This is a genomic window from Vibrio azureus (genome assembly GCF_002849855.1).
Taxonomy (GTDB): Bacteria; Pseudomonadota; Gammaproteobacteria; order Enterobacterales; family Vibrionaceae; genus Vibrio; species Vibrio azureus.
Genome location: NZ_CP018616.1, coordinates 2,997,605 through 3,012,259, shown reverse-complemented (window position 1 = coordinate 3,012,259; position 14,655 = coordinate 2,997,605). Strand labels below are relative to the sequence as shown.

Annotated in this window: 13 protein-coding genes; 6 read left to right on the top strand and 7 right to left on the bottom strand. The window is 43.9% G+C overall.

What is annotated here, in order from left to right; genetic code table 11:
- Positions 1 to 55: 55 nt before the first annotated feature.
- The 5 genes from BS333_RS13735 to rarD form a co-directional block, all read right to left on the bottom strand.
- Positions 56 to 853: an AraC family transcriptional regulator gene (locus tag BS333_RS13735; protein WP_021711246.1), complete on the bottom strand. Its 798-nt coding sequence runs from the start codon at positions 851 to 853 to the stop codon at positions 56 to 58.
- 108 nt (positions 854 to 961) lie between these two features.
- Positions 962 to 1,492 (bottom strand): discoidin domain-containing protein, encoded by a 531-nt coding sequence (locus BS333_RS22300; RefSeq protein WP_021711247.1) that lies wholly within the window; start codon positions 1,490 to 1,492, stop codon positions 962 to 964.
- Positions 1,483 to 2,652 carry a DUF1501 domain-containing protein gene (locus BS333_RS13730; protein ID WP_021711248.1) on the bottom strand — a complete coding sequence of 390 codons (1,170 nt, stop codon included), beginning with the start codon at positions 2,650 to 2,652 and terminating at the stop codon, positions 1,483 to 1,485. Before BS333_RS13730 ends, BS333_RS22300 begins: the two co-directional genes overlap by 10 nt.
- 3 nt (positions 2,653 to 2,655) lie before the next feature.
- The gene (locus BS333_RS13725; RefSeq protein ID WP_021711249.1) at positions 2,656 to 4,158 is read right to left on the bottom strand and encodes a DUF1800 domain-containing protein; all 1,503 of its coding nucleotides are present in this window, start codon (positions 4,156 to 4,158) and stop codon (positions 2,656 to 2,658) included.
- A 310-nt stretch (positions 4,159 to 4,468) separates the two neighbouring features.
- A complete protein-coding gene (gene rarD, locus BS333_RS13720) occupies positions 4,469 to 5,362 on the bottom strand; it encodes an EamA family transporter RarD (RefSeq protein WP_021711250.1) in 894 nt (297 codons plus the stop codon).
- A gap of 178 nt (positions 5,363 to 5,540) precedes the next feature.
- Between rarD and recQ the strand changes: the two genes are divergently transcribed.
- The 3 genes from recQ to BS333_RS13705 all read left to right on the top strand — a co-directional run bounded on the left by recQ (position 5,541) and on the right by BS333_RS13705 (position 8,599).
- Positions 5,541 to 7,373, top strand: coding sequence for an ATP-dependent DNA helicase RecQ (recQ, locus tag BS333_RS13715; protein WP_021711251.1), 1,833 nt, complete (start codon positions 5,541 to 5,543; stop codon positions 7,371 to 7,373).
- A 12-nt stretch (positions 7,374 to 7,385) separates the two neighbouring features.
- On the top strand, positions 7,386 to 7,691 hold the full coding sequence (locus tag BS333_RS13710; protein ID WP_021711252.1) for a DUF3630 family protein: 306 nt from the start codon (positions 7,386 to 7,388) through the stop codon (positions 7,689 to 7,691).
- A 239-nt stretch (positions 7,692 to 7,930) separates the two neighbouring features.
- Positions 7,931 to 8,599 carry a 7-cyano-7-deazaguanine/7-aminomethyl-7-deazaguanine transporter gene (locus BS333_RS13705; protein ID WP_021711253.1) on the top strand — a complete coding sequence of 223 codons (669 nt, stop codon included), beginning with the start codon at positions 7,931 to 7,933 and terminating at the stop codon, positions 8,597 to 8,599.
- A 182-nt stretch (positions 8,600 to 8,781) separates the two neighbouring features.
- On the opposite strand, the gene gppA is transcribed toward BS333_RS13705, so the two are convergent.
- Together gppA and rhlB are read right to left on the bottom strand one after the other, a co-directional pair.
- Positions 8,782 to 10,275, bottom strand: a complete 1,494-nt coding sequence (gene gppA / locus BS333_RS13700) for a guanosine-5'-triphosphate,3'-diphosphate diphosphatase (RefSeq protein WP_021711254.1) — start codon at positions 10,273 to 10,275, stop codon at positions 8,782 to 8,784.
- Positions 10,276 to 10,295: 20 nt separating this feature from the next.
- Entirely contained in the window at positions 10,296 to 11,609 is a 1,314-nt protein-coding gene (gene rhlB / locus BS333_RS13695) for an ATP-dependent RNA helicase RhlB (RefSeq protein WP_021711255.1), read from the bottom strand.
- Positions 11,610 to 11,720: 111 nt separating this feature from the next.
- Here rhlB and trxA point away from each other — a divergent pair, with 111 nt between their 5' ends.
- From trxA to BS333_RS13680, 3 genes are all read left to right on the top strand, one after another.
- Entirely contained in the window at positions 11,721 to 12,047 is a 327-nt protein-coding gene (gene trxA / locus BS333_RS13690) for a thioredoxin TrxA (protein WP_021711256.1), read from the top strand.
- A gap of 194 nt (positions 12,048 to 12,241) precedes the next feature.
- The gene (gene rho / locus BS333_RS13685) at positions 12,242 to 13,501 is read left to right on the top strand and encodes a transcription termination factor Rho (protein WP_021711257.1); all 1,260 of its coding nucleotides are present in this window, start codon (positions 12,242 to 12,244) and stop codon (positions 13,499 to 13,501) included.
- A 107-nt stretch (positions 13,502 to 13,608) separates the two neighbouring features.
- Positions 13,609 to 14,577: a hypothetical protein gene (locus BS333_RS13680; RefSeq protein WP_021711258.1), complete on the top strand. Its 969-nt coding sequence runs from the start codon at positions 13,609 to 13,611 to the stop codon at positions 14,575 to 14,577.
- Positions 14,578 to 14,655 lie beyond the last annotated feature (78 nt).

Below are 14,655 nucleotides of genomic sequence, written 5' to 3'. Positions count from 1 at the left end.
CTTGGGTTAGACGGCTTGTAAAAAAATGGCAGATTTACAAATTAGGTGTCGAAGTTCAGCGAATGATCTGTGAAGGAGACAGGCCATAGGTTTGTTTGAATGCTTTACTAAAATGGGCTTGATCATAAAAACCGACTTGATGGGCAACATCAGTACCGCAATGACCCGCTTTGAGCAGTTTTAATCCTTGCTCTAGCCGTAAATGGGCAAACCAAGCGTAGGCAGTCATGCCTGTTTGTGCTTTAAAATGACGTTGAAATTGAGTTGGGCTCAGCTGGCAGAGTTGAGATAAGGTCTCTAAGCGTACCGCTTGATCAAGGTTGGCCATAAGGTAGTCCTTGAGTGTCGCTAAAGACTGTTTACCAAGTGCGGTGACTTTTTGTTGATCAACGCAGGCGTATCTGGAAAGTAGCGGCTGGAATCCTTCGAAGGGTAAGCAATCTTGAGCAAGTTGGCTTAAGTCTTCTCGTCGAAGGTATTGATGTAAGTTAATTAATTGTGAAAATACAAGAGGATCGGAGATGATCAATTGATTAAAGCTGATGATTTGACCATGGTGCTTAAGATCGGTTAGATCCCCTAAAAGGCTGGGCTCGATAGCAAAGACATTAACTTCATAACCGCAGTCTAGTTTGGATTCACCGTCATGCAACTCATCGGGTGGCATGATGACGATCTGACCAGAACCGACTTGATGCTGCTGGCCTTTGCAGACAAACTTTTGTTCACCTTGTGTGATTAAACCGAGATGAAAATCAAGATGATAATGGCTTCGAAAAGCAAACTTTTGGTATTTTGCTTCGATTAAGCTTAAGTCAGTATGCTCAGTTGAGTAATGTCTAATTTTTTCCATGCAGCGCAGTCAAAGTAAAAAAGCTTGGTTATTTATTAACCAAGCTTATCGTGTTGTTTGTAAATTGTCTTGTAAAAAATAAACGCGTCAAAACCAAATAGTGTTTTACTAGGTGGTGTAGCCTAGAACCGCTAAAGTTTGAAAATTATTCCACAAGACTAATTTAGGGTCGTCACCATTATTACCGTTACAGGTCAGGCGTATGAAGTTAACCCCTGTTTTGCCTATGGTTTGAGTCACTGTTTCCGTCGTACTGCCAGGAGTCAAGACTTGACCAACCAGTTCGAAGTCGATGCCATTATTACTGACTTCGATGTCAAATTCGTATTGGCGGACATCTCCTTTGGCTTGGGAGTAGTTAAGTTTACTAACGTTAGACGTGGTTTCTAATTGAATCAAATATTGTATCCCTCGTCCTTTTGCTGTCCACTTTGTTGCTGGGTTACCATCAATGGCCATTTCTGGCGTGTGATCGACGCGCGTTTCAGTTGCACTTACTGCTAAAATCGCTAACTCTGATTCTTGCTCTTCATTGAGGTAGTTACCCAATACACCGAGGTAACGGCTTGAGAATGGATTGCTATTATAAGGTGAGAGTGTTGGAAATATTAAGTCGACATCCTGTTCACTTAACCCCATCCAACGGCACAAAGTTGCGCTAAGTTGCTCTGATGATTGGGATGGAATAAATTTATTCCCCCAATCATGAGTTGATTACTGCCCCAGCCATGATCCGTGCCCTGATTACTGTTGTTTTCTATTGTTCTGCCAAAGTCTGAGAGGGTAAAAGTAACGACTTGCTCCGTTAATGATAATGTTTCTAAAGAACGGTGAAAGGCACTTACGGCTAAATCGATGGTTTCAAGCAGCCCATCATGACGTCCTCTTTGGTTGCGGTGATTATCAAATCCACCAAGATTGACAAAAAAGACTTGCCGCTGGTGGCCTAAATCAGATGCGGCTTGTATCATGCTTCTGACCATTCTTAACTGTTTTCCTAGTGAAGAGCTTGGAATACTGGTGTCTTCTGGGTAGGTATCAAGTACCGATTGAAGATCTGTCTGAAAATCTAAAATATCTTTAAGTTGTTGGTTGTAAGTTCGTTTGAAATCGGAGCCATAAGGTGCGTTGACCAAGCTGGTTAATTGATTATTAATCGCGCTTGATTGTCCTAAGGCATCCATTGCTCTAATTTCACCGGAAGAAAGTGAAATATCTTTCGAGGTTGTGCCTGCCAGAAGTTCGTTGCCTGTAAAGGAAATGGAGTCAGAAACGGTGCTGTAATCGCTAAGTATATCCATCATTAAGCCCGCCCAACCATAAGGGTGGTAACCATTTTCTCCCCAGCTCGATTGCCAAGCTGTTTGTTGCTTATTGTGTGCTCCCAGGTTGTTTGGTTTGCGCACTTGATAGAGGTTTTGCTTATTGGTCGGTTCAACTAAGGTACCGATATTGAGTAGAGCAGCCCCTTGCCCCTGATTAAGCATCTCTGCAATGTTAGGCATACGGGCATTAATTGCTAATGCTTGTCCAGACTCTGAATTTGGGATTGCTAACTTCTCAGCTTCCGTGAGAAAAATATTTGGTCTTGCTGCCGTGTATTGAGTATTGCTATCTCTAGGTACAATCATATTGAATGAGTCGTTTCCACCATGGAGAAACAGGCAGATCATGGCTCGATACTCGTTACTTTCATTGGCCAACGTTTTGCCTACTGGTAAGGACAGTGATAATGGCACTAGACCGGAGAATGCGGTGCTTGATGCACCTTTCAAGAAATTTCTACGTGTAATCGACATAACTTACTCCTGTACCATGAAATCGGGAGAGATAAACGCGAGGAATAGCATCTTGTGCACGGCATAAAATTTGTTGTTGTGGCCGTTATAAATGTTTTGTAATCGGGCTAACACTTCAGGTGAACCTTGAGCATTAAGCACCCATAGGTTGATGGTATCTAAGAGCTGTTCGCCTTGGCCAGATTGGGCTAAGTCTTCAAGTGCTGCGGGAGCAACATATAATTCTTTTTTATTACTGCTGTTACCACGGTTTTGCCCATAATCCCGAAGACAGCGGTAAAAGATGTTTCCCATATTGATTAATTGTCCCCAATCGATGATAGCCAGCTCAGGAGCCGTTAAACTTTTTTGGGTAAGATCGCCAGGTGGCATATGATTCGGTGAATAGAAATTAAAGACAGAGTTGGCCCCCAATGGGTATTGATTAAAGGTTTCTTTGTAGCTCATGGGATCATAAATGATGTCGTTACCACCTCCGGGATAGGCATGTAAAGCCCTGTAGAGGTAGGTCATAGCAAGTATGGGTTCTCTTACCTTCGCCATGTGATGACTCGGAGTGTCAAACAAAGCCCTATCGGTATATATGGCATGAATCACTTCAGCGAGATTACCATCACTGTTATAAAAAATATTTGCGACCCGATAAACGTATTCTCGACTTGGATTTGATGTGGTAAGGCGTTTGATGAGTAGAGTCGAAATAAATGGCGCGACATTTGGGTGTGAGGATATCTGTTCGAGGAATTGTTCTAGATCTTGGCGAGCGGTTTGACCTTGAGGGTAGGTTTGATTCAGGATGTATTTCGTGTTGGTATCATGTTGTGTTTCATCGGCTACCATTGGGACAAGTGTATTACTATTATCGACGTCCCAGCCGGTAAAAACACGTGCAAGCGCTTCTATATCTGAATCTTGATAGGTTTCTTGTGGTTTTCCTTGTTCATCTAAAACGAACGAGCCATCCATATTTAATTGATGTAATCCGATGGTAAAAAGTTGCATCACTTCACGAGCATAGTTTTGATCGGGGGCTTGCCCCGTAATACTCTGTGGCTTATTACCATTCATGGTTAGATACAGCCCCATGACTGGCGATAGCGTGATATCCCGCAGTAAGTCTTTGAAAGATACAAAAGCGCCCTGAGTCAGTAATTGATAGAAGTTCGCGAGTGCGTCTGCATTTTGGATAAGGTTGCTATCCTTCTCACTTACAACAAAGATCTGACTAAGAGCAAAAGCCACACGCTGACGCAATTGAGCGTTGTCATTAAGCGCAATATCAAACCATGCTCCAACACGACAATCTTGCGTACTTGCAGATAAGTTGCGAGAGTGTGCTTGGTAGCGAGTTTGTTGAAGGTGATCCATATAAGGTTGGGCAATTTGTTCGTTTATCCATTGCCCTCTGTCGTCCAGTGACAATAAATAGGTAACTTCTGACTGTTTCACTCCCATTGTGGCTAAATCTAGAAACCGACAAGCTTGCTGTTGAGTTAAATTTTCCATATTTTTCTCCATAGCCAAGTGACATCGACTGCAGCAGGATTGAACGAATCACTGTGCATACCTGTAAGGATAATTAGTGGATAATGACGGCAATTTCACTATTAAAAGAAGGGTTTTTATCAGGGTGTGATCGTGCGGATGGCTAGCGAAGAAAAAATACAAATTATAGGGTTTTTACTTTATTTTCTAATTATAACATAATCTTATGTTTTTATTATTGTTATTACAGGTGTGAATGAGGAACCTAGTTGATGCAGAATTTTGCCCCTTATTAAAGTTAGGGATAAGGGGCATCATAATATGGGGAAGTTTAACTTGGCTGACGATTGCTTCGTAAACCATCGATACTAAAGATCAGTAAAGCGCTCCAAATAAAGGCAAAGGTGATTGCTTTGTCCAATGTGAATGTTTCACCATAAATCAAGGTTGCAAGCAAGAACATCAAGCTGGGACCAATGTATTGGAAGAAGCCCAAAGTAGAAAGCTTAAGGCGTGTCGCCGCACCAGTGAAGCAAAGTAGGGGTAAGGTAGTAATAATGCCCGCTGAAACAAGAAGCGCGTTTAACTGCCAAGTGTTATTGAGTAGATTTGATGTTGGGGTGTCAGTGATAAACAACAGGTAAATGAGAGCGGCAGGGAGCATGACCACGGTTTCGATAAATAAGCCTGTTTTAGCATCGACGCTGACTTTTTTTCGTAGAAGTCCATACAAGCCAAATGACGTAGCGAGAACAATAGCAATCAAGGGAACAGAGCCAAAGATCAACAATTGCACAATTACACCACAGGCGGCTAAAGTTACCGCTACCCATTGGAGTTTACGCAGCCTCTCTCCGAGGAAAAGCATTCCCAGCAATACATTGAACAACGGATTAATATAATAGCCAAGACTAGCATCAAGCATTTTATTTGCGTGAATAGCCCAAATAAAGATCAGCCAGTTTGTTCCGACTAAGACGGCGGTTGCGAGTAGGTAAAGCATTTTTGTTTTGTTCTTGATGATATCTCGAACTAAACGTCCATGACGGCCGAAATAGAGTAAAGCTGCCAGAAGAAAAAATGACCAGATTATCCGGTGACTTAATATTTCTAACGGAGCAACATGATGAATAGATTTAAAGTAGATGGGGGCAATGCCCCACATGGTGTAAGCACTAATCGCCAGAAGCGCCCCATGTTTTGTGTCTTGCCGCTCAGTCGTCATGATTAAGCACATTTCCCTTTTATGTAATAAGGCAAACGATATTATAAAAAGTTGCTTATGAAATCATCTAACAATTTGCGGTTTTATTCGCGATCAAACCCCTTTACAATGTTCGCCTGTCTTGCGAATGGGTAGCCTGCTTGGCGCCTACCTTTAACGACCCAACCTGAGATTTCCCATGACTTCGACTGTCTTAGCCGAACAATCCGATTTGCCAATCACGCCCCAACGAGTTCTTGAAGAGGTGTTTGGTTATACCGTTTTCCGTGATGGTCAACAAAAGGTCATTGATGCAGCGGTAGAAGGTCGAGATAGCTTAGTGATTATGCCGACGGGGGGCGGGAAATCATTATGTTATCAGATCCCTGCTTTGGTTAGAGAAGGAATTACTTTGGTCATTTCACCACTGATCTCTTTGATGAAAGACCAAGTTGATCAATTGAAAGCCAACGGCGTAGCAGCAGAGTGTGTTAATTCGACGATGTCGCGAGAAACTCTGATTAATGTTTATAACCGTATGCATGCCGGGCAGATAAAATTAGTTTATGTCTCGCCAGAGCGTGTTCTGATGCGTGACTTTATCGAACGGTTAGAGGCGCTGCCACTAAGTATGATTGCCGTCGATGAAGCGCATTGTATTTCACAATGGGGTCATGACTTTAGGCCGGAATATGCGGCACTGGGTCAGCTCAAGCAGCAGTTTTCTCATGTGCCTTTTATGGCCTTAACCGCTACCGCTGATGATGCAACGCGCAAAGATATTCTTGATCGTTTACAACTCAATGAACCAGAAGTTTATCTAGGCAGCTTTGATAGACCAAATATTCGCTATAACTTGGTAGAGAAACATAAGCCGATCTCACAGATTCTCCGTTATTTAGATACCCAAAGAGGACATTGCGGGATCATTTATTGTGGCAGCCGTAAAAAAGTGGAGATGGTGACAGAAAAACTCTGTAATAACCATATTCGAGCGGCTGGCTACCACGCGGGTATGGACGTTGATGAACGAGCTTATGTGCAAGAAGCGTTTCAACGTGATGATATTCAGATTGTGGTTGCTACTGTCGCATTTGGAATGGGGATTAACAAGCCTAACGTGCGTTTTGTTGTCCACTTTGATATCCCACGTAATATCGAGTCTTACTATCAAGAAACAGGGCGAGCAGGTCGTGATGGCTTACCCGCTGAGGCCATGATGCTGTATGACCCAGCAGATATTAGCTGGTTACGTCGTATGCTAGATGAAAAAGATGACGGGCCACAGAAGCAGGTTGAAAGTCATAAACTGAATGCGATGAGTGCTTTTGCCGAAGCTCAGACTTGTCGTCGCCAAGTATTACTGAACTATTTTGGAGAATATCGTGAAAAGCCATGTGGTAACTGTGACATTTGTTTAGATCCACCGAAACGCTTCGATGCGACAGAGCAAGCGCGTAAGGCGTTATCGTGTGTTTATCGAGTTAATCAAAGCTTTGGTATGGGTTACGTGGTTGAAGTTTTGAGGGGGATGCAAAATATCCGTGTACGCGAAAATGGCCACGATAAAATTTCAACTTACGCGATCGGGCGAGACCATAGCCATGATTATTGGATCAGCATCTTTCGTCAGCTGATTCATAAAGGGTTACTGTGTCAAAACATTACCCGCAATTCAACTTTACAGCTCACCGAAGAAGCGCGCCCTTTGCTGCGAGGTGATATTTCATTGGAATTAGCGGTTCCTCGTTTGGATACCGCGGCACGCGCGGCAAAATCCGATAAGTTGAGCAGCAAAAACTACGACAAAAAATTGTTTGCTAAATTACGCAAATTACGCAAATCCATTGCTGATGAGGATGGATTGCCTCCTTACGTTGTGTTTAGTGATGCAACCTTGATTGATATGGCAGATATCTTGCCTACTTCTTATGGTGAAATGCTGGCTGTGAGTGGGGTGGGACAACGTAAACTGGAAAAATACGCTGATGCGTTCCTTGACCTCATCCAGGAACACCTTACTCAGCGTTAATAAGGAATGTAAATGCAGCATGAATTTGGTTTAGCGGAATATCTGGTGGAAGAGGGGCGATTAATTATTACTTGCCCAAGCTTTGATCTCGATACCTTCCCATTATTAGGACAAAGATTGATCAACTTGTTGTCTGCAAGTGTCATCGAAAAGCAGTGGGATGCAGATATCCATTCATGGCTTATTGATTTTGAAGGCTGCCGACTTTTCATGAAAGCAGAGCATTATAGTGAAGCCATTTGGTTCGAAGCTTTAGCAACTGATCAGAGCGAAGAAGAACTTAACTATTTAGCTGGATTATTTCAGCGCGGCTTCTAGAAAGTAGAGCTAACAACAAAAGCGTGTTTCATGTGAAACACGCTTTTTTAATTAAACGTTTGCTTATAATCGATGACTTGCGGCAAAAAGTGGTTAATGTATAATCACCGGCCGCTTGACGGTGAGAGTGTCTCGCGTCACTATTTTTTTGTTAACATTGTTGGTGAGAGCGGCTATCTATATAGACAAGCACTCGATTTGGGTTCCCTCACCCCCAAACCAAACTAAAAAGGTACAAAATGAGTAACTTTACCCCTGCGCAGCAGCGCAAAGCCCTAACTTACTTGGTGCTATTTCACCTCGTTATTATTGCCTCAAGCAATTATCTGGTTCAAATTCCCTTTACGATTTTTGGTCTCCATACCACCTGGGGAGCCTTCACGTTTCCATTTATCTTTCTAGCAACGGATCTTACGGTGCGTATCTTTGGTGCAAAAACAGCACGTCAGATCATCTTTTTCGTGATGTTGCCAGCACTACTTGTGTCTTATTTACTTTCGGTACTCTTTTTTGAAGGTCAGTTTCAGGGCTTCAGTCAACTTGGAGAGTTCAATCTCTTCGTTGCACGTATTGCCATTGCCAGCTTTATGGCTTATTTACTTGGCCAAATAATGGATATATACGTCTTTAACCGCCTACGTCAGATGAAGCAATGGTGGGTTGCGCCAACGTGTTCGACACTGTTTGGTAATGCATTAGATACATTGGCTTTCTTTGCGATTGCCTTTTATCAAAGCTCCGACCCATTCATGGCGGAACACTGGACTGAGATTGCGCTGGTGGATTATGGGTTCAAACTGATTATTAGCCTAGGCTTGTTTGTTCCTATGTATGGGCTGTTATTAAACTACTTAGTGAAAAAACTTACGGCTGTGAATCCTCGCTTTAAGGTAGGCGTTACTGCTTAGGAATGAGTATGGCTGGTGGTGCTACCTGCGCTTGACGGTAAAGAAAGGTTGCTACCTAAGATGTAATAAGGCCTGACTGCGAGATTCAATCGGAGTCAGGCCTTTTTTATACCATTATATTTAACTCTAGAGCGTTTCTATCGAGTGAGGCTAGAGATAATGGTCGGACTTACCATTCGCGGTTATTCGGTGGAAATGATCAGTGGCCAGCCAATGTCAGTTTGGCGGTTTGCCTCAATTTCCAATTCCGCGGCGGTAAGAGGGTTTGTTTGTAACCACTGTTTGTCCAAATGAAGAGTAAGTTGATCTCCTTGGGCAGAGAGAACCGTGTGAGGTTCCAGATCAGGATTACGGCGATGACTTAAAAGCACTGCTAGACGTAACAAACGAAGAATACGCTTAGCACTGACTCCAGAGATCGCATGCTGCTCTGGTAACGAAGTCAATTGCTCACGATAACGACGTGCGACCTCGGCGATAAACAGTTTTTGGGCGCGAGTGTAACCCGGTAAATCAAGGTGCTGAAGCAGGTAAGCACTGTGATCGCCTCCTTGTTTAAAGTCGATAGTCAAACCAATTTCGTGTAGCTTCGCTACTGTATCAAGTAGCATCTGTCCCTGAGGCTCAGGAACCCATTCCTCTTCACCGACTTGTTCCAGTAAGACTTTGGCTTTACTAGCGACTTGCTCACCATATTTACTGTCGAGCTGGTAGCGGCTTTGAATGCTATTGATAGTGCGAGCTCGAATATCTTCTTGGCGAAGCTCATCAACCATTTCATATACCAAGCCTTCACGAAGTGCGCCGCCTGCGAGGGTCATCGCATCGATATCGAGTAGCTCAAAAACAGCGATCAGAATGGATAATCCGCTGGGGAAAACGAGGGCACGTTCTAGAGTGAGGCCTTCGATATCCAGTTCTTCCAGATGATCCGCCAGCATGGCCTGTTTCTGCAAACGCTTTAGTTTGGAGTGAGTAATCACTTCGTCCATACCCTGTGCTAGCATTATTTCTTGCAAGGCTTGCACGGTTCCTGAAGCGCCAACACAGACATCCCAGCCAAGCGTCGTATATTGCTCTAAGATAGGTTGCAGTACTTGTTTGGCGCCATTGATTGCGGCGCTAAAGTTACAGGCAGTGAGTTGACGATCCTTGAAGAAACTCTCTAGCCAAGTGACGCACCCCATTTTTAGGCTGGTCAGGGCTTTGGCTTCAAACCCTTCTCCGATAATCAACTCTGTGCTGGCTCCACCAATATCGACGACTAAACGTCGGCCGCTGCCTCCAGAGGTATGGGCAACACCTTTATAAATGGTCGCCGCTTCTTCTTCACCACTGATGACTTCGATAGGGTGGCCTAAGATCTGGTTTGCTTTAGCGAGAAACTCATCGGCATTGGTTGCTGTTCGCAAGGTGGCAGTGCCAACAATTCGGATATTGGCGTTAGGGATATCCTGTAGGCGTTCGGCAAACAAGCTTAGGCAGTCCCATCCTCTTTGCATGGCCTCCATACTAAGCACATTATGCTCATTTAAGCCTGCAGCAAGGCGAACTTTACGCTTAATTTTAGCCAGAGTTTGCACACTCCCGTCGATATGGCGAACAACGAGCATATGAAAGCTGTTTGAACCGAGGTCGATAGCGGCATACAGTGGTGATGTTCCTGCTTGACTCATAAGTGGCTTCAATATCCTATTTAAGCTTGCTTGGGTGCTGACGGGCGCGGTTGGCGCGGACGGCGTCCCTGAGGTTTTCGATTTCCAGAACGAGAGCCACCTGTATTGGTTCGACGTTGCTGAGTTCTTGGCGAACGCATGCGCAGCGGCGCTGGCAGTTCTTGTAACAGAGCAGAAACGTCATAGTCTGATACAGGAATAGCGTGCTCAATGTATTCTTCAATCGCTGGCAGATTGATTGCGTACTCTTCACAAGCAAAGCTGATCGAATGTCCACTTGCTCCGGCACGACCAGTACGGCCGATACGATGAACATAATCTTCACAGTCATCAGGAAGATCATAGTTAAATACGTGTGTTACTTGAGGAATGTGCAAGCCACGTGCTGCGACATCGGTTGCAACAAGAATATCGACATCACCGCGCGTGAATTGATCAAGAATTTTTTCACGCTTTTTTTGAGGTACATCACCAGTAAGAAGGCCTACGCGATGACCATCAGCGGCTAGGTGGCCCCAAACGGTTTCACATTTGTGTTTGGTGTTAGCAAAGATAATCGCACGATCTGGCCAATCTTCTTCTACAAGAGTTTGCAACAACGCCATTTTGTCTTCATTGGAAGGATAGAAGAGTTCTTCTTTAATACGATGACCTGTTTTTTGCTCTGGTTCGGCAGCAACTGGCTCTGGGTTGTGCATGTGTTCAAATGCCAATTCTTGAACACGATAAGACAACGTTGCTGAGAACAGCATATTCAAGCGATCTTTAGGCTCCGGCATTCGTTTGAATAGGAAACGAATATCTTTAATGAAACCTAGGTCGAACATGCGATCGGCTTCGTCGAGGACAACGGCTTGGATGTTATTCAAGTTAAAGACACGTTGTTTATTAAAGTCGATGATACGGCCTGTTGTGCCAATAAGAATATCGACCCCACTTTGCAGTTTAGCAAGCTGCTTATCATAGCTTTCGCCACCATAGGCTAAGGCTGCTGTTAGGCCAGTACTTGCCATAAGAGGCTTAGCATCATTAAAGATCTGAATCGCGAGCTCACGTGTCGGTGCCATAATAATCGCGCGAGGCTGATTTGGCTGACGTCCTTCATGTTCCGGTGTCGTCAAAAGATGGTTAAAAGTAGCAGTAAGGAACGCGAGGGTCTTACCAGTACCCGTTTGGGCCTGGCCTGCGATGTCTTGGCCGGTGAGCAGGACCGGCAACGCCAAAGCTTGGATCGGGGTACAAAATTCAAACCCTTTTTGCTCCAAACCTTCAAGAACTTGGGGATGTAAACCCAAGTCGGCGAACTTTTGCTCTGTGATATGCGTCTTTTTCATTGTTATAGAATATCAGCTAAAGCTTGCAATACGAAAGTAAATACATTCCAATAGGGCATCTATTTACTGGTTATCACCCAACCAGTTTCAAAAAACACATTGGAGTGGAAGATGAGTGATAAGATTTTGCAGCTTACAGATGACGGTTTTGAAAACGACGTAATCAATGCTGCAGGCCCGGTTCTGGTTGATTTCTGGGCGGAGTGGTGTGGTCCTTGTAAAATGATTGCCCCTATCCTAGATGAAATCGCAGATGAGTATGAGGGCAAGCTCACTATCGGTAAACTAAACATTGATCACAATGCTGGTACACCACCTAAATTTGGCATTCGCGGCATTCCAACGCTACTATTGTTCAGAGACGGCAGTGTAGCGGCAACGAAAGTCGGTGCTTTATCTAAGACTCAGCTGAAAGAGTTTTTAGACGCATACCTATAATCATCATGTGATTAGAGACAAAACCGTGTAGCGTCGTAATACACGGTTTTGTTTTTCTAACTCTGGACTAGACTAATAAATAGTGCTAACTTATTGCACGCTAATTGAACAGTTTCTCTTCTTGGTCGATCCTTAGACCAAATCCATCTAACTTGAAAACAGATCCTATTTTGACTAAACAAGAATCCACAACCATGAACCTAACTGAACTGAAGAACAGACCTGTGTCTGACCTTGTGAAACTTGGCGAAAGCTTAGGGCTTGAAAACCTAGCGCGTTTAAGAAAGCAAGATATCATCTTCGCTATTTTAAAAGCACATGCCAAAGGCGGCGAAGACATCTTTGGTGACGGGGTTCTGGAAATTCTGCAAGACGGTTTTGGTTTTCTACGTAGTGCCGACAGCTCATACCTTGCTGGTCCAGATGACATCTACGTATCTCCAAGCCAGATTCGTCGTTTCAACCTCCGCACTGGTGACTCTATTGCAGGTAAAATCCGTCCACCAAAAGATGGTGAGCGCTACTTTGCTTTGCTGAAAGTTAATACTGTTAACGATGATAAGCCAGACAATGCACGTAACAAGATTCTTTTCGAAAACTTGACGCCGTTGCATGCTAACGAACGAATGGTGATGGAGCGCGGTAATGGCTCGACAGAAGATATCACAGCCCGTGTTTTAGACTTAGCTTCTCCAATTGGTAAAGGCCAACGTGGTTTGATTGTTGCTCCGCCAAAAGCGGGTAAGACCATGTTGCTCCAGAATATCGCTCAAAGCATCGCCTACAACCACCCTGAATGTGAGCTAATGGTACTTCTTATCGACGAGCGTCCTGAAGAAGTAACCGAGATGCAGCGTTTGGTAAAAGGCGAAGTGATTGCGTCTACGTTCGATGAGCCTGCATCTCGCCACGTCCAAGTAGCCGAAATGGTTATCGAAAAAGCAAAACGCTTGGTTGAGCACAAAAAAGACGTCGTTATCTTACTTGATTCTATCACTCGTCTTGCTCGTGCCTATAACACGGTCGTTCCTTCATCAGGCAAAGTATTGACCGGTGGTGTGGATGCTAACGCTTTACATCGTCCAAAGCGCTTCTTTGGTGCTGCACGTAATGTTGAAGAAGGCGGTAGCTTAACGATCATTGCAACAGCACTTGTTGACACAGGTTCTAAAATGGATGAGGTGATCTACGAAGAGTTTAAAGGTACAGGTAACATGGAACTGCACTTGAACCGTAAGATTGCTGAGAAGCGTGTATTCCCTGCGATTGACTTTAACCGCAGTGGTACTCGTCGTGAAGAGCTGTTGACCAAAAATGACGAATTACAAAAAATGTGGATTCTGCGTAAGATTGTTCACCCAATGGGTGAAACTGATGCGATGGAATTCTTAATCGACAAGCTCGCCATGACAAAAACCAATGATGAGTTTTTCGATGCTATGCGTCGTCAATAATTGAATATAAATCACTTTTACAAGAAGCCACTGAATATCAGTGGCTTTTTTATTGCTTTCTTTTTATATAAATCGCAGAATGATGGAAATGTTATCGGGAGGTTAATATGCAACACGGAATGTTGTCGTCTTTACTCCTGAGTGTATCACTGATTAGTCTTCCAATAGTGGTCTCAGCAAAGGAAATGCAATCACTCGAAGTTGAGCAGTGGCTTCAGGATACCTATTTAGTCAGCAAGGTCGCTAAATTACTTGAAGATATCTCGGGTGATGATATTGAACGAGTAGAGCGTTCTCTAGACCAACTTACGGCCCTTCAGCAAGAAGTCGTTCGACTGCTATTACTGGAGAAACTTGAGCAGCAGTCAACGCCACTGACAGAAAAGCTTTGTTCTTTTGTTCAATCTCAATTGGGACTCACTCCTAGTTATCAAGTTTTAGAATATGGTGATGGCTACGAGTTTAGTGTGCCTGCCTTTAATTTCCCAGTGGTTGCGAGTCGGATACTCAAACGCTGGAAGCAAGACAAGGGCAGAAAAGAACTCGCCTTGCAGGCTGAACGTTATGAATTGAACTTGAAAACGTGGCTTTCAGAAAAACCCCAGCTAAAAAAATCACGTGAATCTTTACTGATTAATGAACTTGAGCACTTTTCTCCAGAAGCGTTAAATGAGCTGACAAAGCAACTGACGGAGAGCAATGTTACCAGTTGGCTGCCCTCGACCCCGGTTGTGGTCCGTTTAGCACAATTAAGTCGTGATAGTAGCGTGTACGATATGCTGTGGCGTATGCGGGCGGACTACCATGGACAAACTGAGTTACTAAGATTGTCAGAGTCTGGTGATGACTTCTCTTTGTTGCAAATCATGAATGCTACGGTAAATCCTACTTTGAAGCCCTACGCGATAAAGCTGTTAACCAATATTGAGCCTAAACCTTTAGAAGTCGAGCAATTCTTAAATGGTAAAGTGGCCGTTCCTGTGAAAGCTAAATTTGCCCAAGGGGAGAGTGACCAAATAGCTCCAGCTTGGGTTGAGGCAACCGTCTCAGGCTCGAGACAACCAGAAGATGGTTAAATGAGTTAGAGCCTGAAAGCTTGAGGTGAGTAATACCCACATAAAATAGAAGGTCCTTACCACTATCCTATTTGTTAT

Coding starts and splice junctions, on each gene's coding strand:
- BS333_RS13725 (WP_021711249.1), bottom strand. CDS start 4,158: ATGGAAAATTTAACTCAACAGCAAGCTTGTCGGTTTCTAGATTTAGCC.
- BS333_RS13680 (WP_021711258.1), top strand. CDS start 13,609: ATGCAACACGGAATGTTGTCGTCTTTACTCCTGAGTGTATCACTGATT.
- trxA (WP_021711256.1), top strand. CDS start 11,721: ATGAGTGATAAGATTTTGCAGCTTACAGATGACGGTTTTGAAAACGAC.
- rarD (WP_021711250.1), bottom strand. CDS start 5,362: ATGACGACTGAGCGGCAAGACACAAAACATGGGGCGCTTCTGGCGATT.
- gppA (WP_021711254.1), bottom strand. CDS start 10,275: ATGAGTCAAGCAGGAACATCACCACTGTATGCCGCTATCGACCTCGGT.
- BS333_RS13705 (WP_021711253.1), top strand. CDS start 7,931: ATGAGTAACTTTACCCCTGCGCAGCAGCGCAAAGCCCTAACTTACTTG.
- BS333_RS13730 (WP_021711248.1), bottom strand. CDS start 2,652: ATGTCGATTACACGTAGAAATTTCTTGAAAGGTGCATCAAGCACCGCA.
- BS333_RS22300 (WP_021711247.1), bottom strand. CDS start 1,492: ATGGGGTTAAGTGAACAGGATGTCGACTTAATATTTCCAACACTCTCA.
- rhlB (WP_021711255.1), bottom strand. CDS start 11,609: ATGAAAAAGACGCATATCACAGAGCAAAAGTTCGCCGACTTGGGTTTA.
- rho (WP_021711257.1), top strand. CDS start 12,242: ATGAACCTAACTGAACTGAAGAACAGACCTGTGTCTGACCTTGTGAAA.
- BS333_RS13710 (WP_021711252.1), top strand. CDS start 7,386: ATGCAGCATGAATTTGGTTTAGCGGAATATCTGGTGGAAGAGGGGCGA.
- recQ (WP_021711251.1), top strand. CDS start 5,541: ATGACTTCGACTGTCTTAGCCGAACAATCCGATTTGCCAATCACGCCC.
- BS333_RS13735 (WP_021711246.1), bottom strand. CDS start 853: ATGGAAAAAATTAGACATTACTCAACTGAGCATACTGACTTAAGCTTA.